The organism is Mesorhizobium sp. M3A.F.Ca.ET.080.04.2.1, from assembly GCF_003952525.1.
Lineage (GTDB): Bacteria > Pseudomonadota > Alphaproteobacteria > Rhizobiales > Rhizobiaceae > Mesorhizobium.
The window spans coordinates 46,183-69,469 of sequence record NZ_CP034451.1; the positions used below are offsets into that span (position 1 = coordinate 46,183).

General features: G+C 62.3%; 27 protein-coding genes and 1 pseudogene. 11 read left to right on the top strand and 17 right to left on the bottom strand.

From position 1 onward, the window contains the following. Nucleotides 1-199 precede the first annotated feature (199 nt). The 5 genes from traC to EJ074_RS00225 all read left to right on the top strand — a co-directional run bounded on the left by traC (nt 200) and on the right by EJ074_RS00225 (nt 3,272). A complete protein-coding gene (gene traC / locus EJ074_RS00205; protein WP_129552493.1) occupies nt 200-496 on the top strand; it encodes a conjugal transfer protein TraC in 297 nt (98 codons plus the stop codon). Nucleotides 497-500: 4 nt separating this feature from the next. Beyond that, the gene (locus tag EJ074_RS00210) at nt 501-716 is read left to right on the top strand and encodes a type IV conjugative transfer system coupling protein TraD (RefSeq protein WP_165349798.1); all 216 of its coding nucleotides are present in this window, start codon (nt 501-503) and stop codon (nt 714-716) included. Then, nucleotides 703-2,643 carry a Ti-type conjugative transfer system protein TraG gene (traG, locus tag EJ074_RS00215; RefSeq protein WP_129552494.1) on the top strand — a complete coding sequence of 647 codons (1,941 nt, stop codon included), beginning with the start codon at nt 703-705 and terminating at the stop codon, nt 2,641-2,643. The genes EJ074_RS00210 and traG overlap by 14 nt, the downstream gene beginning before the upstream one ends. Further along, nucleotides 2,618-2,896, top strand: a complete 279-nt coding sequence (locus EJ074_RS00220; protein WP_129552495.1) for an HU family DNA-binding protein — start codon at nt 2,618-2,620, stop codon at nt 2,894-2,896. The genes traG and EJ074_RS00220 overlap by 26 nt, the downstream gene beginning before the upstream one ends. Nucleotides 2,897-2,993: 97 nt before the next feature. Further along, nucleotides 2,994-3,272: a WGR domain-containing protein gene (locus tag EJ074_RS00225; protein ID WP_129552496.1), complete on the top strand. Its 279-nt coding sequence runs from the start codon at nt 2,994-2,996 to the stop codon at nt 3,270-3,272. A 19-nt stretch (nt 3,273-3,291) separates the two neighbouring features. On the opposite strand, the gene EJ074_RS00230 is transcribed toward EJ074_RS00225, so the two are convergent. From EJ074_RS00230 to EJ074_RS00255, 5 genes are all read right to left on the bottom strand, one after another. Then, nucleotides 3,292-3,603, bottom strand: coding sequence for a DUF736 domain-containing protein (locus tag EJ074_RS00230; protein WP_129552497.1), 312 nt, complete (start codon nt 3,601-3,603; stop codon nt 3,292-3,294). 865 nt (nt 3,604-4,468) lie between these two features. After that, complete coding sequence (locus tag EJ074_RS00240; RefSeq protein ID WP_129552499.1) at nt 4,469-5,398, bottom strand: zincin-like metallopeptidase domain-containing protein; 930 nt, start codon at nt 5,396-5,398, stop codon at nt 4,469-4,471. Between the two features lie 277 nt (nt 5,399-5,675). Beyond that, entirely contained in the window at nt 5,676-5,861 is a 186-nt protein-coding gene (locus EJ074_RS00245) for a hypothetical protein (protein ID WP_129552500.1), read from the bottom strand. A 263-nt stretch (nt 5,862-6,124) separates the two neighbouring features. Next, a complete protein-coding gene (locus EJ074_RS00250) occupies nt 6,125-6,850 on the bottom strand; it encodes a thermonuclease family protein (RefSeq protein WP_245454763.1) in 726 nt (241 codons plus the stop codon). Nucleotides 6,851-7,006: 156 nt separating this feature from the next. Next, entirely contained in the window at nt 7,007-7,288 is a 282-nt protein-coding gene (locus EJ074_RS00255; protein WP_129552502.1) for a hypothetical protein, read from the bottom strand. Between the two features lie 100 nt (nt 7,289-7,388). On the opposite strand from EJ074_RS00255, the gene EJ074_RS30700 reads away from it, so the two are divergent. Together EJ074_RS30700 and EJ074_RS00270 are read left to right on the top strand one after the other, a co-directional pair. Then, nucleotides 7,389-7,745 (top strand): hypothetical protein, encoded by a 357-nt coding sequence (locus EJ074_RS30700; protein WP_165349799.1) that lies wholly within the window; start codon nt 7,389-7,391, stop codon nt 7,743-7,745. A gap of 116 nt (nt 7,746-7,861) precedes the next feature. Beyond that, nucleotides 7,862-8,737, top strand: coding sequence for an ATP-dependent DNA ligase (locus EJ074_RS00270; protein WP_129552504.1), 876 nt, complete (start codon nt 7,862-7,864; stop codon nt 8,735-8,737). A 38-nt stretch (nt 8,738-8,775) separates the two neighbouring features. Here the strand turns inward: EJ074_RS00270 and EJ074_RS00275 are convergent, their stop codons facing one another. Both EJ074_RS00275 and EJ074_RS00280 read right to left on the bottom strand, forming a co-directional pair. After that, nucleotides 8,776-9,075, bottom strand: a complete 300-nt coding sequence (locus EJ074_RS00275; protein WP_348626982.1) for a helix-turn-helix transcriptional regulator — start codon at nt 9,073-9,075, stop codon at nt 8,776-8,778. A 108-nt stretch (nt 9,076-9,183) separates the two neighbouring features. After that, nucleotides 9,184-9,477: a hypothetical protein gene (locus EJ074_RS00280; RefSeq protein ID WP_129552505.1), complete on the bottom strand. Its 294-nt coding sequence runs from the start codon at nt 9,475-9,477 to the stop codon at nt 9,184-9,186. Nucleotides 9,478-9,482: 5 nt separating this feature from the next. Between EJ074_RS00280 and EJ074_RS29475 the strand changes: the two genes are divergently transcribed. Further along, nucleotides 9,483-9,953 carry a hypothetical protein gene (locus EJ074_RS29475; RefSeq protein WP_165349800.1) on the top strand — a complete coding sequence of 157 codons (471 nt, stop codon included), beginning with the start codon at nt 9,483-9,485 and terminating at the stop codon, nt 9,951-9,953. A gap of 125 nt (nt 9,954-10,078) precedes the next feature. Here the strand turns inward: EJ074_RS29475 and EJ074_RS00290 are convergent, their stop codons facing one another. The 4 genes from EJ074_RS00290 to EJ074_RS30005 form a co-directional block, all read right to left on the bottom strand. Further along, nucleotides 10,079-10,369, bottom strand: coding sequence for a hypothetical protein (locus EJ074_RS00290; RefSeq protein WP_129552507.1), 291 nt, complete (start codon nt 10,367-10,369; stop codon nt 10,079-10,081). A 253-nt stretch (nt 10,370-10,622) separates the two neighbouring features. Beyond that, nucleotides 10,623-11,075: a MucR family transcriptional regulator gene (locus EJ074_RS00300; protein WP_129552509.1), complete on the bottom strand. Its 453-nt coding sequence runs from the start codon at nt 11,073-11,075 to the stop codon at nt 10,623-10,625. Nucleotides 11,076-11,329: 254 nt separating this feature from the next. After that, a complete protein-coding gene (locus EJ074_RS00305; protein ID WP_129552510.1) occupies nt 11,330-11,917 on the bottom strand; it encodes a hypothetical protein in 588 nt (195 codons plus the stop codon). 470 nt (nt 11,918-12,387) lie between these two features. Then, entirely contained in the window at nt 12,388-12,708 is a 321-nt protein-coding gene (locus EJ074_RS30005; protein WP_129552511.1) for a hypothetical protein, read from the bottom strand. On the opposite strand from EJ074_RS30005, the gene EJ074_RS30010 reads away from it, so the two are divergent. Continuing rightward, nucleotides 12,707-13,534 (top strand): hypothetical protein, encoded by an 828-nt coding sequence (locus tag EJ074_RS30010; RefSeq protein ID WP_245454764.1) that lies wholly within the window; start codon nt 12,707-12,709, stop codon nt 13,532-13,534. The two genes, EJ074_RS30005 and EJ074_RS30010, sit on opposite strands and share 2 nt — an antisense overlap. 145 nt (nt 13,535-13,679) lie before the next feature. On the opposite strand, the gene EJ074_RS00320 is transcribed toward EJ074_RS30010, so the two are convergent. The 6 genes and pseudogenes from EJ074_RS00320 to EJ074_RS00345 all read right to left on the bottom strand — a co-directional run bounded on the left by EJ074_RS00320 (nt 13,680) and on the right by EJ074_RS00345 (nt 21,937). Further along, complete coding sequence (locus tag EJ074_RS00320; RefSeq protein WP_129552512.1) at nt 13,680-14,066, bottom strand: hypothetical protein; 387 nt, start codon at nt 14,064-14,066, stop codon at nt 13,680-13,682. Next, nucleotides 14,063-16,201 carry a hypothetical protein gene (locus EJ074_RS00325; protein WP_129552513.1) on the bottom strand — a complete coding sequence of 713 codons (2,139 nt, stop codon included), beginning with the start codon at nt 16,199-16,201 and terminating at the stop codon, nt 14,063-14,065. The genes EJ074_RS00320 and EJ074_RS00325 overlap by 4 nt, the downstream gene beginning before the upstream one ends. Next, on the bottom strand, nt 16,198-18,027 hold the full coding sequence (locus tag EJ074_RS00330; RefSeq protein ID WP_129552514.1) for a hypothetical protein: 1,830 nt from the start codon (nt 18,025-18,027) through the stop codon (nt 16,198-16,200). Before EJ074_RS00330 ends, EJ074_RS00325 begins: the two co-directional genes overlap by 4 nt. Continuing rightward, nucleotides 18,024-19,478 (bottom strand): site-specific integrase, encoded by a 1,455-nt coding sequence (locus EJ074_RS00335; RefSeq protein WP_129552515.1) that lies wholly within the window; start codon nt 19,476-19,478, stop codon nt 18,024-18,026. The genes EJ074_RS00330 and EJ074_RS00335 overlap by 4 nt, the downstream gene beginning before the upstream one ends. Nucleotides 19,479-19,743: 265 nt before the next feature. Then, nucleotides 19,744-20,160, bottom strand: a pseudogene (locus EJ074_RS00340) (hypothetical protein); the annotation flags it as partial. Nucleotides 20,161-20,245: 85 nt separating this feature from the next. After that, the gene (locus tag EJ074_RS00345) at nt 20,246-21,937 is read right to left on the bottom strand and encodes a ParB N-terminal domain-containing protein (protein WP_129552516.1); all 1,692 of its coding nucleotides are present in this window, start codon (nt 21,935-21,937) and stop codon (nt 20,246-20,248) included. Between the two features lie 492 nt (nt 21,938-22,429). On the opposite strand from EJ074_RS00345, the gene EJ074_RS00350 reads away from it, so the two are divergent. Both EJ074_RS00350 and EJ074_RS00355 read left to right on the top strand, forming a co-directional pair. Continuing rightward, a complete protein-coding gene (locus EJ074_RS00350) occupies nt 22,430-22,780 on the top strand; it encodes an MbcA/ParS/Xre antitoxin family protein (protein WP_129552517.1) in 351 nt (116 codons plus the stop codon). A 68-nt stretch (nt 22,781-22,848) separates the two neighbouring features. After that, the gene (locus tag EJ074_RS00355) at nt 22,849-23,286 is read left to right on the top strand and encodes an RES family NAD+ phosphorylase (protein WP_129552518.1); all 438 of its coding nucleotides are present in this window, start codon (nt 22,849-22,851) and stop codon (nt 23,284-23,286) included. Nucleotide 23,287: the final 1 nt, after the last annotated feature.

The window sequence follows — 23,287 nt, forward strand, 5'->3', positions numbered from 1 at the left end:
CGGTTTGGGCTGTGCAAAACAAGACGTCGCGTCCGCGACGTATAATTGCGCCCTTGGAGCCGCTCCTTCGGAACGACCGGGATGATCTCCAAAAGCGTCGGCTTTGCCGACTGTAGAATAAACGGGGCTGCGCTCTGCGCCTCCCTCGTTGATCTTGGCCTTGCAGCTTTGCTTCAAGCACCAGCGAGGGCCGACCGGAATGAAAAAGCCTTCATCGAAAATCAGGGAAGAAATCGCGCGTTTGCAGGAACAGCTTCGGCTGGCCGAGACTCGCGAGGCCGAGCGCATCGGCCGGATCGCGCTGAGGGCCGGTCTCGGCGAGATTGAGATCGAGGAGGCCGCGCTTCAGGCGGCATTCGAGGAGGTCGCGAAGCGCTTTCGCGGCGGCAAGGGCGAAGCGACCGGAAAGAAGAACGCAGGCGATGGAAGGAGCGCCGGCGCCGCAACCGCGGCGGTCGAAGCTGGCGCGGCTGCGGGCGGCGCTGGCAAGGCTTGAACGCATGCACCGCTCCGCAATGACCGATGCGCGCAAGAAGGACACGCGCGAGAAGATCGAGCTCGGCGGCCTGATCGTGAAGGCCGGGCTTCGCTACGAGAAGCGCGCCTTGCTGCTCGGACTGCTGATCGACGCCAGCCGACGCATACAAGGCGACGACGCAGAGCGTGCGCGTCTTGCCGCGCTTGGCGCGGAGGCCTTCGGCCATGACAGCGAATAAGGTTCTGCTCGCGACAGTACCCGGTGCGATCATGTTGGCAGCGACGGTTCTTCTCCCAGGCGTAGAGCACTGGCTGGCGGCGTTCGGAACGACTGCGCAGGCGAAGATGGTGCTCGGACGCATCGGTCTCGCCCTTCCCTATGCCGCGGCGGCTACGCTCGGAGTGATCACGCTGTTCACGGCCAACGGATCGGCGAACATCAGGTCGGCAGGCTGGAGTGTCGTCGCAGGCAGTGCCGCGGTCGTTCTGATCGCAGCAACGCGCGAGGCGATCCGGCTTGTCGGGATTGCAGGCATCGTGCCGGCCGGGGAATCCGCCTATGCCGATCCGGTGACGTCGATAGGTGCTGCCGGCGCATTCCTCGCCGGCGTCTTTGCCCTGCGTGTCGCACTCAAGGGCAACGCCGCCTTCGCGAAACCCACGCCGCGCCGTGTGCACGGCGCGCGGGCGATCCATGGCGAGTCCAGCTGGATGAGCTTGAGCGACGCGGCGAAGCTCTTTCCGGACGACGGCGGCATCGTCATCGGCGAACGTTATCGCGTTGATCGAGATCATGTGGCGGGCCGGTCGTTCCGCGCCGACGAACGGGAGACATGGGGAGCGGGCGGCAAGAGGCCACTGCTCTGCTTCGACGGCAGTTTCGGATCGTCGCATGGCATCGTCTTCGCCGGCTCCGGCGGCTTCAAGACGACGTCGGTGACGATCCCGACCGCGTTGAAATGGGGTGGCAGCCTCGTCGTGCTCGATCCGTCGAGCGAGGTCGCGCCGATGGTAATCGAGCACCGGCGCAAGGCCGGCCACACCACGATCGTCCTGGATCCATCCGAGCCTGAGAACGGCTTCAACGCGCTTGACTGGATCGGCAGGTTCGGCAGCACGAAGGAGGAGGACATCGTCGCGGTCGCAACCTGGATCATGACCGACAGCGCGCGGACCGCATCCGCGCGTGACGACTTCTTCCGGGCGTCGGCCCTGCAGCTGCTGACCGCCCTCATTGCCGACGTCTGCCTCTCCGGGCATACGCAAGAGAAGGATCAGACGCTGCGCCGGGTGCGGGCGAACCTCTCCGAGCCGGAGCCGAAGCTGCGCGAGCGGCTGACGTGTATATACGAACAGTCGGAATCCGACTTCGTGAAGGAGAACGTCGCGGTGTTCGTCAACATGACGCCCGAGACGTTTTCCGGCGTCTACGCCAATGCAGTGAAGGAGACGCACTGGCTCTCCTATCCGAACTATGCCGGGCTCGTCTCTGGCGACGCCTTCTCGACCGACGATCTTGCCAACGGCGGAACCGACATCTTCATCGCGCTCAGCCTCAAGGTGCTCGAGGCGCATCCCGGCCTTGCGCGCGTGATCGTCGGCTCCCTGCTCAACGCCATCTACAACCGCAACGGCAAAGGGACGGGGCGCGCACTCTTCCTGCTCGATGAGGTGGCGCGGCTCGGCTATATGCGTATCCTCGAAACTGCACGCGACGCGGGCCGCAAATACGGCATCACGCTGACCCTGATCTTCCAGTCCATCGGCCAGATGCGCGAGACCTATGGCGGCCGTGACGCCACCTCGAAATGGTTCGAATCGGCGTCCTGGATTTCTTTCGCCGTGATCAACGATCCCGACACCGCCGAGTATATTTCGAAGCGCTGTGGCGACACCACGGTCGAGGTGGACCAGACCAACCGCTCCACCGGAATGCGGGGATCGTCCCGCTCGCGTTCGAAGCAGCTCGCGAGCCGCCGGCTGATCCAGCCGCATGAAGTCATGCGGATGCGCATGGACGAGCAGATCGTGTTCACGGCCGGCAACCCGCCGCTGAGATGCGGGCGCGCGATCTGGTTCCGGCGCGCGGATATGAAATCCGTGGTAAGCAACAACCGTTTCCACACTCAGGAGTGTCACAATGACGACAACAACCGAAATCGCTGACAAGATCGCAACCGAGCAGGGCCTTACGAAGGCGCAAGCCAAGGCGATCGTGGAGAGCGTGTTCAAAGAGGTTTCGGACGCCGCGCGTTTGGGTGCCGAGACAAGCATTCCGGGCTTCGGCAAGTTCAAGGTGAAGGCCACACCGGCGCGCGAAGGACGCAATCCGTCGACGGGCGCAACGATCAAAATCGCAGCTTCGAAGAAGCTCGCCTTCTCGCCAGCGAAGGCGATCAAGGACGCTCTCAACGGCTGATAGGCCACCCGATCCATCACAGGGATGAATCGATCAGCGCCCAGTGATTCAAACCTATCATTGGACGCCGGATTTGGGCTGCGCGATTCTGTTCGCCATGAACGCGCTGCACTACCGGCTCCACATCGAACGGCGTGACCCGAACCTCAATATGGCCCGGTTCTACGCGCTGTCGATCGAGGCGACGCTGTTTGGACAAAACTGCGTTGTCCGCCGATGGGGACGGATCGGAACTTGCGGCCGCACCGTCCAGCATTCCTTCGACAACGAGGGTGAGGCAGTAGGTTTCTTCCTTGCATTGCTGCGCGCCAAGCAGCTGCGGGGTTATCGGCCAAGATCCGCCGCTCGACATACCGAAGCGGCCCCGTCTGGTTGACAGGGCCGCTGTAGGCCGGTCAGTCGCGGTTCGGGCGGGACCAGATGAGCTGTAAGCCTTCCTGTCCGTCCACCTCGATCAGGGTGGCGTAGATCGGGGCCGGGAAGCTCGGATCGTCCAGCTTGACCGAGAGGTAGTCACGCTCGGTTTCCTTGGCGGTCTTCTGCCAGGCGGCGCCCAGTTCCACGGCTGCAGAGTAGATGCGGAAGTGCGGGCCCTTGTCGGAGGGGGTCTCGACCCGCTCGATGCGCGCCTTGACGTTGAGGTTGAGGGTCTTGATCGTGCCGGTGAAACCGTTGGCGGTGCTGGTGAAGGTGCCGATAGTGGCCATAGTGAGGTTCCTTTCCTTGTGGTTTCGGGCCGCGCCCTTCGCGGCCTCGATGGCAGTCGACAGACCGGAGACGATCGGACCGCACCCCCGGGGTCCCCGTTGCGCTCGCGCAATGGGGTGGTCTTTGGGGCCGGAATGCAATGGAGGGCGGCCTGGAGCGGCTTTCTTGGGTAGCGCGAGGAATGGCGGCGCCTCGGGGCCCCACTCGGCAGCCGAGTGGGGTGGGGTCCGGCAGGGGAAGAAAGTTGCGGATGGCCGTTGCGGGAGAACGATCGAGGCGCAGCCGGTTTCCGGTCAGACATGCCTCATCGAGCCGCAGAGGGGCTGGCCTGTTGCAAGGGGCGGAAAGAACGAGCTTGCCACGTATCGGTATTCGGCACCGACGGTATCGCCGGTGCGAAAAACTTGACGCTAACCGCTGTCAGGATGCGCCGTTGCCTGTGACGGCTGCTTCGATGAAGCCCGGTAACTCCATCTCCGACGACCGTGGAGAATGATCGGCCAGGTCCTTGAGTACCGCGAGATCCCGCGGCCGAACGTTGCTGTCGATCTGGAAGCGCTCGGCTGTTCCACGAGGCTCGCATGCCGTTCGCTCGAGATGGCGGCAAGGACCACTTGCACCTGTTAGTCGCATTCATTCGCGATATCCGACCCATTCACGAACCCGTCGAGCAGACGGGGACGCTTTCGAAAGGAGATGCTGCTTGGTTTGAGGCCTGTCAGACACCGTACATGCCTTGCATTGGTTGATCCAGAGCTGGCCATGATTTGCCGGTGCCGAAAGATCCGCCTCAATCAAGCGGCACGGCCAAGCGATGCCGAAGGGGAAGGCACGCGGCCTTCTCCCTTCGATGATGCATGGACATCAGGCGGCTTCGCGTTCTTCGGCGGCCGCCGGCTGGAGACCGTGCAGGAAGGCGACGGCGCGCTGCGCATGGGCCGCGGCGGAGAAGATCGCCCGCTTGTCGTCGGCGAGCACCTTGAGCCATGAGTCAAGATAGCTCGCGTGGTCCGGGCGTGGCTCGAGCTCCGGCACGATACCGAGATCGGCGCAGAGGAAGCAGCTTCCGAGCTCTGCGATCAGCTCTTCGCGTGCGCGTTCGCTTCGGTCCTTGGCGTAGCGGCTGAGGTCGCGATTCGCGCGGTGCGGCGCCGAAGTCCAATGGGTGGCCTCGTGGCTGAGCGTTGCCACGTATGACGCAGCGTCCCGGAAGGTCTGGAACGGCGGCATCTGGATGTGGTCGGTCGCCGGCGCAAAATAGGCGCGATCACCGCCGTGTCGGATCACAGCGCCGGTATTGGCAAAGAACTGGTCGGCATGCGCGCTGCGGGCGAGCGGATCGCGCACCGGCTCTGCCTGCTGGCCATATAAATGGTCCGCCAGGCCATCGATTTGCGCCACGTTGAAGACGGAATAGGCCTTGAGGAACGGGATCTCGCGGTCAAACTCCTCGCCCAAGGCGTCTGTCTCCGTCCGGGTGAACCGGCTGGCGAAGACCACCATCGAGCCGGTCTCACCCTTGCGGACCGCGCCGCCGAGTTCGAGCGCCTGCTTGAACGTCATCCACATCGGGCTGGAAAAGCCGCGTGCGATAGCCTCCGACCAAAGCAACAGCACGTTCATGCCGCTATAGGGCAGTCCGTTGTGCCTGAGCGGCCGGGTGACGCGGCCGATGGCATTGCTCGAATGCCACGGCTGCATCCAGGGACGAACGCCCTTCTCCAGCTCGGCCACGATGCGGTCAGTGATGCGCGCATAGACATCGATGCGCGGTGCTTTTTCTTTCCTGCTCATTTCATGAACCTCCAGTTCTGGAGGCCGCGCCGATCGCGGCCCCGTCACGGGGTCCGCTTGGGCGGAGCAGGAAGGCGGGCCGCGCACCCGACCGGGGTCCCCATCGCGCTTGCACGATGGGGTGGTCATAGGCCGCAGCGGCAGCGAAGGACGGCGCAGCCGTTGCGCTGGCTGCCTGGCTCCGGCAGGACCACGGGGAGGACGGGGCCGCGAACGGTCGCCAGAAAGAGAATGGCGGCGCTGGGCGCCGCCTGGATGCGTGGGGAGCAATGTCGGTTCAATGAACCGACCGGCCGCCGCAATAGGGATCGTATTCGAAGAGGATGTCGACGTCGGCGCCATCGAGCTCGTCGGCGGGCAGGACGCCAAATTCGTCGTCGACCTGGAAGAGGATGACGGGGGCCATGAGGGTGCGGGCGAGTGACCAGGCGGCCTTCTGGGCGAGAGTGAGATCGTGGGACATCTGAGGCTCCATCTTGGAGCGGGCCAATTCCCGCTCGATGGCTCCGTCAGTGTGCGGAGGCGGGCGCGATCACCCGAAGGCGTCAGCCGAACGGCCGCAGCTTGCTAGCGGACCCCTTGCGGGTTGATCGTGGAAGATCCGCAGCCGCACCAGGAAAGCCATCACGAGAGAGCGGGATTGGGTCTCAGGCAGCGCGGAGACAACTGCGTCCAATCGGCTTCCTTGAGACTAAACGAAGAGCGGATGCGACGCTCGTCCTGGTTTCAGCACAGCGTCTCGCACGCCACGCCGTCGCCGTCCCGATCAAGCTTCCGGCCCCACGAGCAGTTGTGCAGATACCACTGTGCTTCGTCGCACGAGCTGATCTGAGAACAGTAGCGGCGCGGCTCGCACGAATAGCTGCCGCCTTGGGCGACCACCTTGCGGCTGACGACGCCGAGCGGCTGGCTCGACGTCGCGCCGTCAGCATGCGACGCGCGCCAGTCCCAGGGTGCCTGGAAGTTGCCGACCCATAGTCCGACCTTCGCCGTTTCTGCTTCCGCCTGTTGTGCCGCGTAGGCGCCATGGCTGTAGCGGGGCCAATCAAGCGCCTGGCCGTGCTCGACCATCCAAGCCGCCACGCTGGCGCCGTCGGCACGCCGGCAGTCCCCGACGAAGCGGTGATAGCGATCCCAGGTCACGAAGGTGCACTGCACCGGCCTCGACGCGGCCAGGAAGGCATCCAACGCTTCGGCCGATCGCCGGCCGCAGGGATACTCGAACCCCTTGGCGTCGTCGCAATATTGGCGGCTCTCCGGCGCGTCGATCCCGTTGAAGCGGATCCGCTGTCCGTGGACCTCGATAGTGTCGCCGTCGATGACGGATGCGACGCCGGTGATAGGCTGCGGCTTGGGGCCGCCCATCAAGTTCTGCAGATTGATCTCGGTCAAGCTGTCGCTGTGCTGCATTGCGGTCTGTGCAGCCAAGGCAGCGGCCGCCGCGACAGTCACGAAAATTAGACGCCTTGGCACGCTCGCCCACCGCAGGGCGCGCGAGCGCCTCGCGCCGGCGCGCTTGCGCCATTGATGAGACCGATTGTCGTGACGAGACCTATCCAAGCCCTTTCCCCCGCTCGGAAGGATGTTCTCAAATAGGATCGAAGTCCACTATGGCTGGAGGAGTGCACCACCGTATTGCGCCCACAGATGTTCGCAGTCCCACACCCGTAAGCTCGGCGTTCCTGGTTCCCCATAGAGAACCATCGCACCGCGAACGTCGTATCCAAGCACCGACGCATTGGCCACGAACTGGATGGCGCGCCCTAAGGTTATTGCGCCGATCCGGGCTTCATTTTTGCTGGTGAGATCGATCACTCCGAAGATTTCCGCTTCTGCGCCTCTCCCGGCCAAAACAACCGTCGAGATCGCATCGTCCAAGGCAAGCAGCATCGCGTGAGTCCACCGTAACAGCGCTTGCTAACTTCGGCGCGCGAAATTGGTTCCGCGCCCCTGAAACAATCCGCGATCAACTGTCCAGTTCAAGCGGCTCATGGTCTGGCTGTTCATGCCAAATGATTTGGCGGAGATCGCGATCGACCGGCTGGCCGCACTTCCTGCAGGCGTAGAAGTGATCCTGTTTGCTGCGAGGGTCGCGACCATGTCGGCGCCCGGCGATGGGAGGCCCAAGGTCCGAAAGCTTCGTCATCCGTGCAATTTCCTGGCCTCGCGCTCCAACGTCTTACGGTCGTTGCCGTGCTCGCCGATCAACTCCCTAACCTGGTGGGGCGTGATGCGGTGCCGCTTTGGCGAAATTGCGGACCTCGTATTCCTCATCTGCCGAAACGCGATCGCGGTCGTGGAAATCCCGTTTGCTCTTGTCGTCCGTCTCAGCGCTGTTCCTTCGTAGAAGAGGAAAACCGCGACTTGGCACGAACGTTCCAACCTGCTTTTTCAGCAATCGCTAACGGAACGCTTGGGGCTGTGCGATATTGAATCAAATTCGAGTATCGCGTGGGGTTTTCGATGCGTAAGCCTGCCGGCGGCGCCCGGCTGTCCTTCGTTCGTCCGATGGAGCCCGAGCTCGTCGAGCAGCCGCCCAAGGACGACGGATGGAGCCACGAAGTCAAATTCGACGGCTATCGCACCCAGCTCATCAAGGACGCTGACGGCATCCGCCTCTACACCAAGACCGGAATAGACTGGACGGCCAAATATCGACCGCTCGCCGCGGAGGCGAAGTCGATCGAGGCGGAAAGCTTCATCATCGAAGGGGAGACAATCGTTGCCAACGAAGCCGGTTTGTCCGACTTCCATGCGCTGCGCTCGGCGATCACAAGGCGACCGCAGGATCTCTACCTGGTCGCGTTCGATCTCCTGCATCTCAACGGCCACGATCTGCGCGACATGGTGCTGAAGGACCGGCTCGAAATCCTGCAGGCACTCATTCCCGCCTGCGGTCATATCCAATTCAGCGAAGCGTTGCCGGGCACTGGTGACGCCGTCTACCATCTCGCCTGCGAGGCGGGCTTGGAAGGCATCGTTTCGAAACGGCTGGACAGCGTCTACCGCAGCGGCTCGACGATGAACTGGCGCAAGATCAAGTGCTACGTCGAAAAGGAAATGGATATCATCGGCGTGAAGCGAGAGGCCGGCAAACCGCCCATGGTGCTGCTTTCTGATAACGGCCGCTACATGGGAGGCGCCTTCGTTACCTTTAAAGCCGACAAGCGTCAGCTGCTTTGGGACCGCGTGCAGGGCAGGGCCGGCGCTCCGCCGCCGAAGGGGCTGGCGAAGAAAAAGGCCGAATGGCTGAAGCCAGGTCTGGTCGGCCGGGTCAAATTCCTGAAGGGCGAGGAGAATCTGCGGCACGCCTCGCTAAAGGACTTTTGGGAGCAATAAGTCCCAGTAAAGCAGTGTTGCCACCGCGTGCGTTTTGACTACCGGCGACGGCGCCAATTTCTATTGTCGGTGGCGACCACACTATTGTGATCCTCAGAGCGCGCCAGCGATGGGATCCCCTCAACGTTAAAGACAATTCCCGCGTCCTCCAAAGCCCGGCGCATAGCGGCGACACTACGTGGGTTCGCTTTCCTAATCCCGTTTTCAAATTCGCCGATGGTCATTTCGCTAAGATTGGCCTTGGCAGCCAGTCTCACGCGGGACCAGTTCAACAAAGCCCGTGCGGATCTTGATTGTTCTGCTGAGAGTTGGTCTCGGCTGTCCATGGGATGGAACATTCAATGTCCCTAAAATGTTCCCGGCCTAGGTAGCCTTGTCCATGTGCGGCGTCTTGGCGTTATGACCTCGCGGCCCACGTACTCGCGATTTTTGCCTTGGCGGGCTGATCATGCATTGCCATCCACAGTGCTTTCTTCATCCAACTGGCGCGGCACCGGCAGATAAGCGTTAGCCACCAGCCACTCGCCAACGATTGTCTCCACCAGATCCGGCTTGGCCTGGCCCATCTCGGCAGCCAGGCCGGTCAATGCCTCGTCGGTTTGCGGATCGAGGCTGAGCCCGCCAATGTTTCTGAACAGCAGCGCGGCCCTCCGCAGCAGCACTTGCAAATCGGCCCGCGAAGCGTCCGCGATATGGTCGGCGGCGCTTTCCAGTTCATGCACGAATTGATGACGGGACATCGGTCATGCTCCTACAGGAATGTCTCACCTTCGCCCCGGTGCTCGAAACAGAACCAGTGCGGCGCCTGTTTTGGCTTGGCGAAACCCCAACCGGCATCTTTGCTGCAGCCGTCGTGCTCGCAAACGTGGTGCTGCACGCCGGCCGGCGTAGCGTAGTCGGGCTTAGGCAGTTTTCGTCGCTCATGGGCAACAGTGAACAAAATGGGAACAGAAGAGTCAAGCCGCCCCTTGACCGGACAGGAATATGTTCTCAATTCGAATGCATGCCCGAGCAACCGGAAAAGTGGCCGAGAGGTGCCGCGTGGACCCTGACGCATGCCCATGACGCCGGGCAAGTGGCGGGCATCCGCTGCGCCCGCTGCAACGTCACGCGCTACTACAAGCCGCTCGAGCTGCGGGAGGTGATCGGCAACGTCACGATCGACGAGGTGCGGGACAAGGTCCGCTGTCAACAATGCAAGAGCCGGAGTGGATGAGCGCGCAGCTATTCCACCCGACCGGAGAGCAGGCCCACACGATCCGCTTCCGGCGCCTGGTGCAGATCCGTTGGGAGAAGCGGGTGATCTGGCGCGATGAGTAGCGACGCCCCAGGCAAGAGTTCCTATTCGTCACTGTCCTCATTGTCGTTGTCATCGTCGGATTGGCTGTTCCGATTTGCATCATCCGATTGTTCTTCAACGTACGCCTGGCAACCCTCGTTGAAAGATCGGCTATCTCCGTCGCAATCCCGCTCGTCGGTGATGTCATTCCTTGCCGCCCAATCGTAGCCGGCCTCGTGTCCCGAGCAGTCATCCGTGCAATTGTAGCCGTGGAACGTCTCTTGCGCGTTTGCCGGAGCGGCAACAAAACCGGCCAGCGCAAGGGCGCCGGCCGCGACAAGAATTCGGATCATCACAAAACACTCCTATCGGCGCCCCGGCGGTCGGGTATTCTGTGACCTTGGCGAAGATGAGGCTGGATATTTCCTCAGTCCCACTCCTGGTCGGGTTTGGCGCGACGGCGATTCCAGCTTCTAACGGCGTTCAATTCGTTGATGCAAACCGGGCCGGACGCTCCGCAGTCATCGCATAGCACCACAACTCGCCTCTGCTCGGTCACACCCGGCCTCACGTCTGAACTCGTGCAGAACGGGCAAGGATCCGCAGTCACCGGGTCGAGCGCTTCTTCCCCCCGTTCTTCGCCGGCTTTGCTGCAGGCTTCCGCCCGAGCCCGGCGGCCTTCGCCAACGTCGAGCGTTGGGCCGCGTACTCTGGCGCCACCATCGGGTAGTCCGATTTCAATCCCCACTTGGCACGGTATTCGTCGGGGCTCAGCCCGTAGTGGACATCGAGATGTCGCTTCAACGATTTGAACTTCTTCCCGTCCTCGAGGCAGATGATGTAGTCCGGGAACACCGACCGCTTCGGATTGACTGCGGGCGCGTGGGCTGGCTTCTCAGGCTCGGTCGGTTGTCCGATTTTCGACAGCGACGAATTCACGCTTTCAATCAACTCTGGAAGAGACGCAACCGGCACTGGGTTTTTGCTGACGTAGGCAGACACAATGTCCGCAGTGAGCTCGATCAACTGGCTTCGGACGTTCTCAATCTCTTCCGGCATGCAGTAACTCCGTTTCGCAGGAGCAATAGATGAGACCTCTTAGCCGGTTTTCGGCGCAGCGCAACAGTGTGAAGGCGCTACCTGAGCAAGACATTGCTACACAACGATTGCTGCCCCGATGAGCGGTGTCGAGACGACCGGAGAGACAGTGTACGCCTTGAACGACCGCCTTGGGGCGCAAAGCAGCCGATTGAAATCGATCTCGCTGTCGCACACGCCTGATAAGGGCGAGGCCGGAGCCCCGCCCTCGACGGCTATCCGAGCGCTGCCATTTGCAACTCGGCCGCCTTGCGATCGACCGCCTTACCCGGATTCTCGGTCGCGCGCTCGAAAGGCTTCCAGGCCTCGCCGACGACCTGCTCGTAGGCGGCGACCGCGCCCTCGGCGGCCATCCGCAAGGCGTGGGACTGGAGCGCCATGTCCGCGGCGAATTCTCGCTTGCGCTGGGCAGCACTGTCGAAGCCGACGGGTCCATCGACATCTTCGTCCCGATCGTCGCAGGCGGACTTGGCCGTTGCGTCGCGCGCCTCGCTCACCGCCCGGCTGTAGAACTGGCCCGCGCCGTTGGCGGAGCCGACGAATGCCCCGACGATGCGCTGCAGGTGGATCTGCATGGCGCGTTCGCCAAGCCCTTCATCGAGCGCTGCGGCGGTTTCGACGATGAGCTTTTCGTGCAGGTCGCGGATACCGTCGCTGTCGAGCACCGGCAGGCCAAAACTCTCGGCTATGAGGGAACACTGTGCGGCATCGGGACAGGCGAGCCGGACCATTTGCAGCGTGGTGCCCTTGCGGAGCGGAACGACGCGGGCGCTGGAACGTAAATTGGCAGGTCTCTTGGTCATGACATGTCCTTTCTTCAGGATCCCGAAGCTCGGACCGGCTCCGTGCCGGGCCTCCCTCGGGCGCGGACCAAAGGAACCGGCGGAATGACGGGCGCTTCAGGGTCCGGGCGGACCGAGACGAGAATGGCAGGTTTGCGGCCAAGCAGGGCTCTCTTCAGCCCTCGCGCGGGACGCGGACCTGCCATGCCGAGACCGGTTCGATCCGGCCGCCCCGCGGCGCGGAACGCGGCCTTGAAGCGAACGGTCGCCGGTTCAGGACCGCAGCAAGACCGAGGGCGGACCGGTACGGGCCTCTATTCCGATACGGAATCGGAGGAACAGGTGCTCATGACCATCTGCCGATTCATGGACTAGGTGCTGATGTGTCGCCGCCAGGACCACGATCGTCGCAATGGTCGCCCTGCCTGATTGCTGCCGCTGACCACATTCTGTCTCCCGGGGCGAACAGCGACGCCGCTAGACCCGCTCGCTCAGGCGGCGGCCTCGCGGTGCCGATCGAGGAATCTGGCGATCGCCTGATCCTGCCGCGCGAGCTTCCGCGACAATGCGTCGATCTCAGGCTGGCGCTCCGCGGTCAGGGCTGCGAGCTCGGAACGGTAGCGCTCGAGGAAGGCACCGGGGTTGGGTGCCTTGCCCCGACGATAGTGCGTCCGGTGAGGCAAAAGGCTGGGGATCAGCGCGGTCATGCGCCGGGTGATCTGCCGATCGACCATGTCCAACTGAAGCTGGGTCTGCCGACGCGCCTCCTGCATGCGGGATAGTTGCCGATGCAACTCGAGCGGAAGGATCATGGCGCGCGCTTCCGCTGCCAGCCGACGAAGCTGGAGGTCCGGCATAGACCGCATGATGGTCGGGGTCGATGACGAAGCCGAACCGGCCGATTTCGTATTCGTCACCGGGGACAAGGAAACGGCGCTCTTCGGTGCCGACACCGCGCCTGCCGCCCGGTGTGGCGATGCACTCGACAAAGCCCTTCTCCTGCTCCGACGTGATCGCCGAAACCACGACCCAATCGGCTGCATGCTCCCCCTCGAAGGTGCGGCGGTCCTTCTCGCGAGACTCGCCCGGAGCCAGAATGGTGCCGAAGATCGCTTCCCAGACATCGGGCCAGGAGTCCTTGATGGTTCTCTCGGCGCAGCGCCGCTCGAATGCCGTGAAGAGATGCGGAAAGGTGATGGCTACGATCGCCCACTCGGCGTCCTCCTCGTACCATCCGCCCGCCGAACGCAGCATCGGATGCACCTTGCGGTTCCGCTCGGCCGACAGCTTGAAACCGCCATGGCCAGCGGTCGAATGGGCCGTGACGCCCTCGGCATAGAGGGTTCCGCCCTGCGACACACCCCAGGGCGTATTGGCGCCGCCGCCGATCTCGCGGCGGCCGAGCCTGCGCTTTTCGCGACTGTGTTCGGCCCGTTCGATGACCTTCGCTCGAAATGCCGCCTCATCGGCGAGTTCACCGGCATGGCCGTAGAAATCCGTGCAGGTCCATTCCGCCATCGGCCGAGCGATGCGCCAGCCGCTGACGAGATAGTGCCGGCCGTCGCGGGCAGGCGCCATGGCATAGGCATGCTCGCCGACAAGCGCGACCGGCATGCCGTCGGCGCTGCGCCCAAATGAAATCTCGGTCGAATCCGGGGGTGTGGTTGACTGAGAGGTGGAAGGAAGGATCCGACTCATGCCACAGCCCTCCCCTCGACGGCATCGGCGGCCACCTCGTCGGCCGTGATCTCCTCGAGATATTATCTGTACTGTCTAGAGTGCCTCACCGACTTTTTGGGTCGAGCGATCGCCGTTTCTCATCAATGAAAAGAACATCAGCGCCAGCCGCCATGCGGTCGCGGTAACGCTGATGAAGCGCACGAGCCTGGACATGCTGGGCGAGAGTTCGAGCATTTTTGCTCTCCTCTCCCCTCTCCGGATCGGCACCCTCCAACCTCCGCCCTTTCCCTCTTTCGAGAGCTTCGACGCGTTGTCTGAACTCAGCAAGCAGGTTGAATGCGCGGTTGGCAGTGGCGCGGCTAACACCAGCTTCGATGGCGAGGTTGACCACGGTAAGCGGTCTTTTGGTCATGACCGCCTCGCCGCTCAAAAGCCGGTCCATCGCGTCTCGCAGCGCAAGCTCTGTCTTGGCGCTGACGCGGGACGTCATGTGTGGCTGCCAGTTCTGAGCGGCGCAATGAGCTTCCGTTTCCGCTCATTGTCCCGTTGCAGGACTTCGCGCTGGAGAATGGGCAGACGCTTGTCCTTCAATAGTTCATCGGCCTCAGCGATCGATGCTTGCCAAATCGGTAGGTGGCGACTCGTGATGCAGGAGTTAGGACAACGATCTGGCGCACATTGTGAAAGTCTAGGGCCAGTCCGCTCGTCTAGGGCTGAGTTGGAAAGACAGAGCGCGGTGGAAGGCTCAAAGAAACAATCGTTCAGATAGCCGACATGGAGGGTACGAGCCAGATGCCCGAGCATTGCCCTCAGACGCGCCTTGTCGGCGACCATGGCGGGTAATGCGCTCACCTGGGCATCCGCTCGACTGAACTCCGCATCGAGGCGCAAAGCGGCTGGACCGGCAACCCTTTCTCCACGACGATGAGCTTCGAACTGTTCGATGACATCGTCCAACTGGCCAAGAGCCCGCTCCTGCTCGATCTCTTGAAGAAACCCGGAGGCGGATGAGCCGGCATACCCATCGAACATTGCAACGGAAGCATGTTTGTACTGAATTTTGCCTGCCACGACCCCGAAAGGGCGATTGGCGATAAACCACGCCAGGGTGCGGCGAAACTGCCGTGTTGTGAAACGCCAAGGTTCGCCGTCGATCAACGGAATGTCAGCCCCATCTGTTGCCAGCAAGGTCACATTCTCGCGGAACTGATTCAGGCGATGCGCGACGTCAGGAATCCCCATGTGCGGGGCGCTGCTGCGTCGATCGAGCATGAACCAGATCTCGTCCTCATACCGGCCGCGTCTGTGCAGATCGGCAAGTCGTTCCGCGACGGCCACCGCGCGGTCGACGGGTTCGATAGTTATCCATTCGGCCTGCTCACCCCGAACGTCTCTGCCCTTGAACAAGGTGCTCCGAACGCTCAGACGGCGAAGCATCCCATCGGCACTGAGCGAATTGCGCAGGCAGCCGGGTTCCATGGCCTGGATCTCACCGTCGCGCATACCCGTGAAATAGGCGCAGATGATATACGCCGCAGCTTGAAGGTTCTTCTCCTCGACGATGAGGCTGTCCTGATCGAACCGGTTGCGCCAAGGCGTTCCAGTGTCGGGATCGATCGAGATTTTTGTGTCGATGCCTCCTTGCTCGATTCCAAGTTCGTTGATTGCAGCACACAGCAAAGGATAGGCGATGGCGGCGCGATGCTGATACATGTCGCGGACGAGAACGCCACTCTGTAGAGCGATGATCTGAACATTGATGATCTGATCTTTGAGATTTGCTTCCTTAGCCAAACGAGTGCCGAGGCCGTTTCGCTGAAGAGGCTTTCGCCATATGGGCACACCGCGCCCGAGGCGCCGGCGTTCGTCTATCCAGTTCGCAAGCCGTTCAGCGACGTCGGTAACGCCTTGCTTTTTGGGGAGAGCAGCCTCCTGAGCAGCCATCTGCTCGCGAGCGGCAAAAATATCTGCCGCGAAAACATCGATGTATTTGATCGACCATCGAACAAGTGCCCCAATAACGGACTCGGGTATCCTCGGCGTCAGGTTCTCGCGCGGGTGCAGAGGACGGTTTGACAATTGATAGAGCGTTCTTCCGCCCCAGGGGGCGAACGTCAACCCGCCGCAGGTCAGATAAGCGGCCAGCCTGTGCAGCATCACGACGGGCCTCAGATATCGCGACCATTGCCCGGAAGAAACGGCGGCCAAGGAGGACCGGTAGGCATCAAGTAACTGCTGATCGACAGCTTTAATTGCGAAGCCGCCGAGTTGCTCGCGGGCGAAGCTGGTGAAATGCGAAAGATACCGCAATGCCGGTCTGGCGGAGTTGGGATGCAATCTCGATCTTTGACCTGGGTTCCGTTCGTTCAGCAATGCAAACATATACTCCTTTGCCATCAGACGCTCAGCGCCAGATTCAAAGATCGTGAAATCGAGGACGGAGCCGACATTGGCCAAGCGTTTTTGTAGAATTGCCGGACGGATGTCCCAACAATCATCCGCAAATCGCGATAGCTTGTCAGGTTCAGCGTCCTTGCGCAGCGGCATGGAAGACAGGACGACCTCATCGTCAGCGCGAAACTTGGAATGCGCGTGATGCTCGCTGTGGGATAGCGTTGCGTTCATGAGGCGAAGGCCTCCGGCGGAAGGTAGAGAAGTCCGTTTCCAGCCGAGAGTGCCTTGTCCTCTGCCTGGCGGATGTCTTCATCTGGAAATGCCGGCAGTATCTGCTGGGTGATCCGATGATACGCACGGCCGAACCGACCTCGCCAACTACCGGCATCCATCATTCTACGCTGCTCGACCATGAATTTGGCGAAAGCGATCAGCGCCGGCAATTTGCGGACCGTTATGACCGCGTTCTTGCATTCGAGGCAGCCCCAGAATGGGGTTGGGCAGGCCTGCCCGTCCGATCCAAAAGGGCTGGAATAGAACGCGCCGCAACTGGCGAGCCAAAGATCCTGATCCTGATCGCCGTTGAAAAATGGCGCCTTCTGCTCGGCCGAGCCCAGTGGCTCGGTAGCTTCGGCTCTATCACAGCATGCCCGCTCGGCGTCGGGTGGAAGGATAGTTGGATTTAGGGCGGAATCCAGCGCGTCGTTGAGGGCGTCGGCGATGGTCTGTTCGTGAACATGCCGCAGCGCGGGGATATCGGCATAATGGTGCGCGGCTACGGCGACCGTGTGACCTACCGCAAAGTCGTCGAGCTGGCCGTGGGTTTTGATATACCGTTCGGCCTTGTGCGTCTTGCGAAGCCTCGAAAGCTCGAGATGGAGGGGGTTGCCGGCATCATCGACAAGGGAATGGCGTCGCACGAACGCGGCGAGATAGTTCCGGCTGATCTCGGTGGTCGCAAGACCGAGCCCATCCCAACGTGCCCAGAGGAGCGTTGTCCCAAGATGGCCTCTGGCACGCTCGGTCAGTGAGATTGCCAGACGGATGAGACTTCCTGGTGTGGAACTGCCTCCGTCACGGACACGTACCCGTTTCCATTCCGAACCCCGCGCCCGTCGTTTGAGGTACTCGATCTCGACATATCCTCGCGAGGGATTGCGCAAGCAATCAGCTTCAAGGTGCCTGACGCATTCGATCTCTATCCCGGTCTCCAACGACACGAGGACGATGAACGCGTAGTAGTCGTCGGTGGTCAGGTGGAATGCGCCATGGAGATAGTCGAGAGCGAGACTCGGCAACCGTTGATAGTATGCGCGTGATTTGAAACGCCGGAAAATCTGCCCCCCAGAATTTATCCATCCGTCCCGAATGATGACGTCCACGATCGCATCGTAAGAAGGGTGAAGTTCCGGGCGGACTTCCACGTCAGGTCGACGCTCAGGCCGTCCATCGCCGACAACGATCCGATGTTTGGCTTCTGCAATCTGGCGCCGAGCCGCCGCACGGAGCGCAGTGGCAACAAATGGACTGTAGGCATCGCGTGGCCTGCTCGCATTGAACTTCCCACGGCCAAGCCATGCTATCCGCGTCATGACATCATGAGGAAGGCGCTCGGGGTCGGATTCCGCGACGAGGCGAAGTATGGCGATCAGCGGGCTTATGATACGCCGCAGTGACGCTTGGCTAGGCGTCGCTTGCTCAAGCCAACCTTCGTAGCGATTTATGATCTTCACGCTCAGGTCATCGATACCGCTGAGCTGGATGCCACTGGCGTCGAGAAATACCCAAAAACGGCGCAGATCGAGAACTTTCGATTGCACCGTGCGCCATATCGGTGACGGTCCCATGCGGCGGAGAAGTTCCTGCAACCAGGGAACCACTTCGCTGACGAAGTCGGGAGATGACAAGGATGCAAAATCGATGTGATAGGTGCCGCCATCTTGAACGCGGACATCGAAACGAAGCGGATTGAGCGGCTGAACCTGGTCGATCGACAAAGCAAGGCTGCCAGTCATTTGCAGGTCGGGGAATGTCGCTCGATGACCTCCGCCGATCATGCTGCGTGCTCGACAGCACTGACATCGAGTCCCCATTGCTCCACGGCAGCATCGATCAGCTCTTGGGTATCGTCGAGATGATCCAGGTAAATGTAGGTACTCTCGATGCGGCTGTGGCCCATCAGCCGCTGTAGTTTGAGGAGAGGATCGCCGATCATGCGACGATAGGCAGGGCTCAATCGCCCCGCCCGTTCTTCAAGCATCCAACCGATCTGCTCGCGCAAAAGCAATGTGAGCATGTGGACCGCAAAACTATGACGCAACATGTGTGGCGTTACGTCGATGTCGATGCCGAAGCTTTGGCAGCGCTCGCTTGCGCGTCGGAACACCGCCTCCCATGTCTCTATGGGCATTGGCATTCCACCCTCGGTGAGCCACAAAGCCAGCGGCTCCATCGAGCCTTCGTGCAGCAGTCGCAACCGCTCGTCAGGCTTGACCTCATCAACCCGGATGACCCCACGCGGACCAGGGCTATCAAACCGAAGTGACTTCCGGTCCGCTCCTGTGACGACTAGCGGATTATCGATTCTACGCCACGATCTGCGCTGCCTGCATCTGGCAAATGAGTTCGCACGCTCAAGTTCGATGTAATCCCGCAACCGCTTTACAAGACGCAGGGGAAGACGAACCTCGCGGCCCTTGTTCCCCTTGGCCGCGGCCGAAGCAAGCCGGAACGGAATGGAGCGATGGTTTGGAGGCTGGGAGACGGATGAAGGCAACTCTGGCGACAGCAGGGTCGCTCCCTCCTGCAATCTGAGCCCTGTCGTTACCAGAAGCTCGGCAAACAGGGAGTTGCGTTCACCGTTACGCCCGCGCCATGTCGGATCTTCCCTCCCATCGGGGAGCCGCCCGCGCAACCCAACGTCACGAAACAGGAGGAAACGGTCTAGCGAAACAAACCGTGTATTGCGATGCCGACCAGCCGCTTCTCGTGCCATGTTTGCAGCAACAGCCATGTTGCTTCCGTCCGATGTACGCACCCACACTTGGCGATATGTAAAGGGAGCCTTGGTGATCAGCCTCTCTTCGACGGCCCATCGGTAGAGCTTGTCGAGCGCTGCGACCCCGCGATTCCACGAGGAGGCCGAGATGCGATGTGGTGGGGCCGATAACCGGCGCGCCTGATGGAACGCGGCTATGTCTTCACGATCGGCAGACCAGATCGACTTGCCATCGCGCCGTTCAGCCAGGAAACGCAACCAGACCACAATGTCGCGGGCATAGGCCCGAAGGCTGTTCAAAGATCGAACGCCCATCGTCGGGCAGGCCCGGAAGAACCGGTTCAGATCGTGATCGTAACTCCCGTCACAACCGAGGATGAATGGCATCCCGTCCACGAGGCCGAAGTGCTGCGCTACATCAACCACCTCTTCTGAAAGCTCGTGTATGACGCCATCGACAACAGCGGAGCGGCGCAGCGCGCCAAGATCGGTGAAATAGAGCTGCGGCATACGTTCTCCACAACGGTGCGCCTTCGGCGCGAATCTTCTCTTTGAATGCGAGGGGTTCCCCTCGCGCTCTCCCGTTCGCCACGTGGCAGGGGTGCAGGACTTTGCCTGCACCCCATGAACAAGCTTGTCGTGCCGCCGCCGCGTCAAGCGTTGTCCTCGCTGCGCTGCGGGAACGCTTGACCCGGACGTCTGACGAGACCCACCGGGAATGTCGGTGAAGCGTCTCCATGGCTGATTCTGAGACGGGAACATAGAGTCGGGATAAGAGCACCGCATTGGGGTAGCCATGCTCAGAGAGCCATTGTTCGGCGGCGCCGCGGTGCGGCGCGAGATGAACGAGCTCGGCATGGTCGCCGGGTCGGTCGAAGACGCGCATAGCGCCGACCGGCGGGCGCTCGATGATTGCGAAGCACAGGCTGGAGCCGAGCGCGAAGGTCCGGTGGACGCGGATGGCGATGACGCCGCTGGCGCCGAAATCGGCCTCGTGCAGGGTGAAGCTCGCGGTGCCGGCCAGCATGCCGGCGTGGCGTCCGCCCTCCTTGCTGATCAGGCGACCCTGGCTGTTGTTGTTCTTCCAGGCGGAGAGCTTCCTGGAATGCCGTTCCGGCGGACGCGGCGTGCCGTCAGACCAGGCGATAATCGCGCCGATGGGAGCGTGTTCGAAGATGGTGTGCGCGGACATGATGTCCTCCTTGGGTGAAGCTGAAACGAAACCGCCGCCGGGATGACCGGCGGCGGCAAGACGTGGGAAGAATGGAAGCGACGTTCTACTCGGCCGCCTCGCGATACCCCTCGCTAGACTCGACCGTCGCGTTGCCTTTGGCTACCTGGTCATCGCCGGCGACACCCTCGGCGTCAGGCCCATCGTCATCCTCGACCTCGGTGACGGCGCTCTTGGCCAGCCATTCGGCAAGGCCGGCGCCGTTCGGCGCGAACAGCGCCGCGGGATGGATGAAGTGGCCCTCCTTGAAGTGCTCGACGAGAGCGGCCCGGGTGTCTCTGACCCGCGCCCGCGGCAGCACCGGAGTATCGGTGCACGAGGCCTCGAGCGCGGGACGTGACAGGCAGGAGAGGAAGTCCTCGGTACCCATGTTGGCGAGGAAGCCATCGGCGCCGATGGCAGAGCCGGCGACAATTCCCACAATGCCCGACTTGCTGATGTTCTCTCGGCAAGAGAGCACATCGATCAGCACGCCGCGGGCAGCGATGCGCAGCGTGGCGGTGTCGAAGGCGAACTTGCCTTCGGCATCGAACAAGCCTGCAGCATGGCGACCGAAGCGGCCGCCGAAGCGGAAATCGCCGCCGGCCCCGGAATCGACGCGCACGTTCTGGCCGGCGAACGCGATAACGAGCAGCGCCAGCAGCGTGTCGTCTTCGATGGGCGCACGCGACAGCGCTTCATGCAGGGCGTCGGTGCGCAGGTCGCCGATCATCTCAACCCCCTTGCGGGTGAGGTCGGGACGCGGCTTGGAGACGACGATCGACTCGTCGGCGCCACCGGGGTCTTCGGTGTCCTTGCTCTTCTTCTTTGCTTCGGGCATGCGGAAGTGGACCGTCTTCACCTTGCCCTCGCGATCGAGATACATCGCGGTGTGGTCCGACTTCTTGGGCGTGCCGTAAACTTGGCTTGCCTTTGGCGGCAGCTTGACCTCGCCCCAGGTGTTCGTCTCGGTGATGACGCCCTTCTTGGGCAGGTTCTGCGTCATCCACTCCTGCTGGGCACCGAGGAAGGCGTCGACGTCCGTCGTGTAGCGGCTGTCCTGGTCGGCCGGCGCGAAAAGGTCCTCGATCCACGCAATGCCATAGGCCTCTCGCAGATCGTCGCCGAAGCTGGCGTCGCGCGCGTACATTCGGGTCTTGGCAAGGCCGTTGGCCACGGCCCACCACGAGACTTGGCGGTCGCCCTTGCTGGGCTTGTGCGCCTTCCAGACCTCCTTCTGCTCCTCCAACGAGGCGGCCGCGATCGTGCGGAGTTGGCGCTCGTCGGGCATGTCGCCCTTGGCCATATGGTCCAGCATCGCCGGCAGCACGTTGGCGAGCAGCCTCAGCTTCTTGATCTGGCGCACCGACTGGGCGAGTGCGATGCCGATCGCCTCCTCGGTCCAGCCGAGCGCGACGAGACGCTCGATAGCGCGCCACTGGTCGACGGGGTTGAGCTGCTCGTGCGCGATGGTCGTGACCAGCGAACGCATCGCGCCGCCATCCTCCGCCCGGGGAACGACCAGAACGGCGATCTCGTCCAGACCGGCGGCGATCGCCTGCTTGACGCGACGGTGGCCCTCGTCGATGACGAAGCCATTGCCGCCATCGGCCTCAGCGGCGACGACAGGCGGCTGCACGATGCCGACAGCCTTGATCGTCGCCAGCAGCAGGGCGTCGGCTTGCGGGCTGGACTTGGAACGGCGCGCCTTGTCGGGATTGTCCTTGAGCGAGCGTGGATCGACAAATTTCAGTTCCATGGAGATGCTCCTTTGGGATTGCGGACACGGCCTTTTCACCGGTCCTTTTCTCGTCTTCTTCTCGAAGACATCCCCGGCCCGCGGAGCGGGCGGGCCGGTGCAATTGCGAACGAGCATCCCTGCCCGGCTAGCCAAGCGGGGCTTGTGAGCCCTGCGCAGGATGACGGGCCGGGATCGCGACGGGAGCGATTGAGCGCCAGCGTCAGCGGTCCGCCCGATCTGCGAGCAGTCCTTCCTCTCTTCCCTCCATCCCTGACTTCCCCTCTGGAATGTCGCGCCACAGGGCGACGCCGTCAGCCGACTTGCGACAGCGGGCGGGCTCGGCGCCGAAGCCATCGACATGGTTTCACGCACGCCTGCGGGGTCGCCCACGCATCCGTCGAGGTTTGGCCGCTCGAACGGCCATTGGGACGTGGAGACGCCCGATGGCCTTGAACGCCGCCGATCCTGACGCTATATTGCGTCATAATTGTTGGCAATGGAGGTGCTGCGATGGGTCTGGCACAATATGCGGATGACGGGTTGTTCGCGCCCAAGAAGATTGCGGACGCTTTCTGCACCACGAGCGAGGAGATCGCGCGTACCGCTGGTCTGGGGAAAGACGCGGTTCAGCGCCGGGAGCGGGTGCGTTCAGACAAGACGCAGCGCCGCCTGCGCGAGATGGTGGAGATCGTGAACAAGGTCGAGCCGCGATTTGGCTCAGCGCTCATGGCCTATGCCTGGTATCGCTCCGAGCCGCTGCCGGGATTTTCGGGGCGGACGGCCATGCAGCTCGTACGGGAGGGACGGGCCGATGAGGTCCTCGACTTTATCGACGCGGTCGATGCGGGGGTTTACGCCTGACCGTCGCCGCCGTCACCTATTCGGGCCGGCTCTACCGCGCCCTCAATCCAGTATATGCCCGCGAGCCTATGTCGGGACGCGGCGCCGAGCTCTATGGAGGTCGTTTCAACCCCAAAGGGATGCGGGCGCTCTATGCGTCGACTTCGATCCTGACGGCTTTGCGCGAAGCCAACCAGGTGGGCGACCTGCAGCCGACGACGCTGGTCGCCTATCGCGCCGAGATCGAGGCCGTCTTCGATGCCGACGACGCCACTGCTCTTGCCGCAATGGGCCTCGATGCGGCGGCCCTCGCCGACCCGACATGGCGCGATCAGATGAGAGACCATGGCGAGGCGCATACACAGCGATTTGCCCGTGAGCTCGTCGCGCAAGGCTTCAATGGCCTGCTCGTGCAGAGCTTTGCCAAGGGGGCCGCAGTCGGCGACTTGAATCTCGTTCTATGGCAATGGGGTGACGCTGCCCCATGCCGGCTGGAGCTGATCGACGACGAGCACCGGCTCGGTTGAT

Coding starts and splice junctions, on each gene's coding strand:
- EJ074_RS30010 (WP_245454764.1), top strand. CDS start 12,707: ATGGCGCGCGCTTCCGCTGCCAGCCGACGAAGCTGGAGGTCCGGCATA.
- EJ074_RS00290 (WP_129552507.1), bottom strand. CDS start 10,369: ATGATCCGAATTCTTGTCGCGGCCGGCGCCCTTGCGCTGGCCGGTTTT.
- EJ074_RS00270 (WP_129552504.1), top strand. CDS start 7,862: ATGCGTAAGCCTGCCGGCGGCGCCCGGCTGTCCTTCGTTCGTCCGATG.
- EJ074_RS00345 (WP_129552516.1), bottom strand. CDS start 21,937: ATGGAACTGAAATTTGTCGATCCACGCTCGCTCAAGGACAATCCCGAC.
- EJ074_RS00305 (WP_129552510.1), bottom strand. CDS start 11,917: ATGACCAAGAGACCTGCCAATTTACGTTCCAGCGCCCGCGTCGTTCCG.
- EJ074_RS00225 (WP_129552496.1), top strand. CDS start 2,994: ATGAACGCGCTGCACTACCGGCTCCACATCGAACGGCGTGACCCGAAC.
- EJ074_RS00300 (WP_129552509.1), bottom strand. CDS start 11,075: ATGCCGGAAGAGATTGAGAACGTCCGAAGCCAGTTGATCGAGCTCACT.
- EJ074_RS00330 (WP_129552514.1), bottom strand. CDS start 18,027: ATGATCGGCGGAGGTCATCGAGCGACATTCCCCGACCTGCAAATGACT.
- EJ074_RS00320 (WP_129552512.1), bottom strand. CDS start 14,066: ATGACGTCCCGCGTCAGCGCCAAGACAGAGCTTGCGCTGCGAGACGCG.
- EJ074_RS00240 (WP_129552499.1), bottom strand. CDS start 5,398: ATGAGCAGGAAAGAAAAAGCACCGCGCATCGATGTCTATGCGCGCATC.
- EJ074_RS00210 (WP_165349798.1), top strand. CDS start 501: ATGCACCGCTCCGCAATGACCGATGCGCGCAAGAAGGACACGCGCGAG.
- EJ074_RS30005 (WP_129552511.1), bottom strand. CDS start 12,708: ATGATCCTTCCGCTCGAGTTGCATCGGCAACTATCCCGCATGCAGGAG.
- EJ074_RS00280 (WP_129552505.1), bottom strand. CDS start 9,477: ATGTCCCGTCATCAATTCGTGCATGAACTGGAAAGCGCCGCCGACCAT.
- EJ074_RS29475 (WP_165349800.1), top strand. CDS start 9,483: ATGCTCCTACAGGAATGTCTCACCTTCGCCCCGGTGCTCGAAACAGAA.
- EJ074_RS00325 (WP_129552513.1), bottom strand. CDS start 16,201: ATGAACGCAACGCTATCCCACAGCGAGCATCACGCGCATTCCAAGTTT.
- EJ074_RS00255 (WP_129552502.1), bottom strand. CDS start 7,288: ATGCTGCTTGCCTTGGACGATGCGATCTCGACGGTTGTTTTGGCCGGG.
- traG (WP_129552494.1), top strand. CDS start 703: ATGACAGCGAATAAGGTTCTGCTCGCGACAGTACCCGGTGCGATCATG.
- EJ074_RS00350 (WP_129552517.1), top strand. CDS start 22,430: ATGGGTCTGGCACAATATGCGGATGACGGGTTGTTCGCGCCCAAGAAG.
- traC (WP_129552493.1), top strand. CDS start 200: ATGAAAAAGCCTTCATCGAAAATCAGGGAAGAAATCGCGCGTTTGCAG.
- EJ074_RS00220 (WP_129552495.1), top strand. CDS start 2,618: ATGACGACAACAACCGAAATCGCTGACAAGATCGCAACCGAGCAGGGC.
- EJ074_RS00245 (WP_129552500.1), bottom strand. CDS start 5,861: ATGTCCCACGATCTCACTCTCGCCCAGAAGGCCGCCTGGTCACTCGCC.
- EJ074_RS00230 (WP_129552497.1), bottom strand. CDS start 3,603: ATGGCCACTATCGGCACCTTCACCAGCACCGCCAACGGTTTCACCGGC.
- EJ074_RS00335 (WP_129552515.1), bottom strand. CDS start 19,478: ATGCCGCAGCTCTATTTCACCGATCTTGGCGCGCTGCGCCGCTCCGCT.
- EJ074_RS30700 (WP_165349799.1), top strand. CDS start 7,389: ATGGTCTGGCTGTTCATGCCAAATGATTTGGCGGAGATCGCGATCGAC.
- EJ074_RS00275 (WP_348626982.1), bottom strand. CDS start 9,075: ATGTTCCATCCCATGGACAGCCGAGACCAACTCTCAGCAGAACAATCA.
- EJ074_RS00355 (WP_129552518.1), top strand. CDS start 22,849: ATGTCGGGACGCGGCGCCGAGCTCTATGGAGGTCGTTTCAACCCCAAA.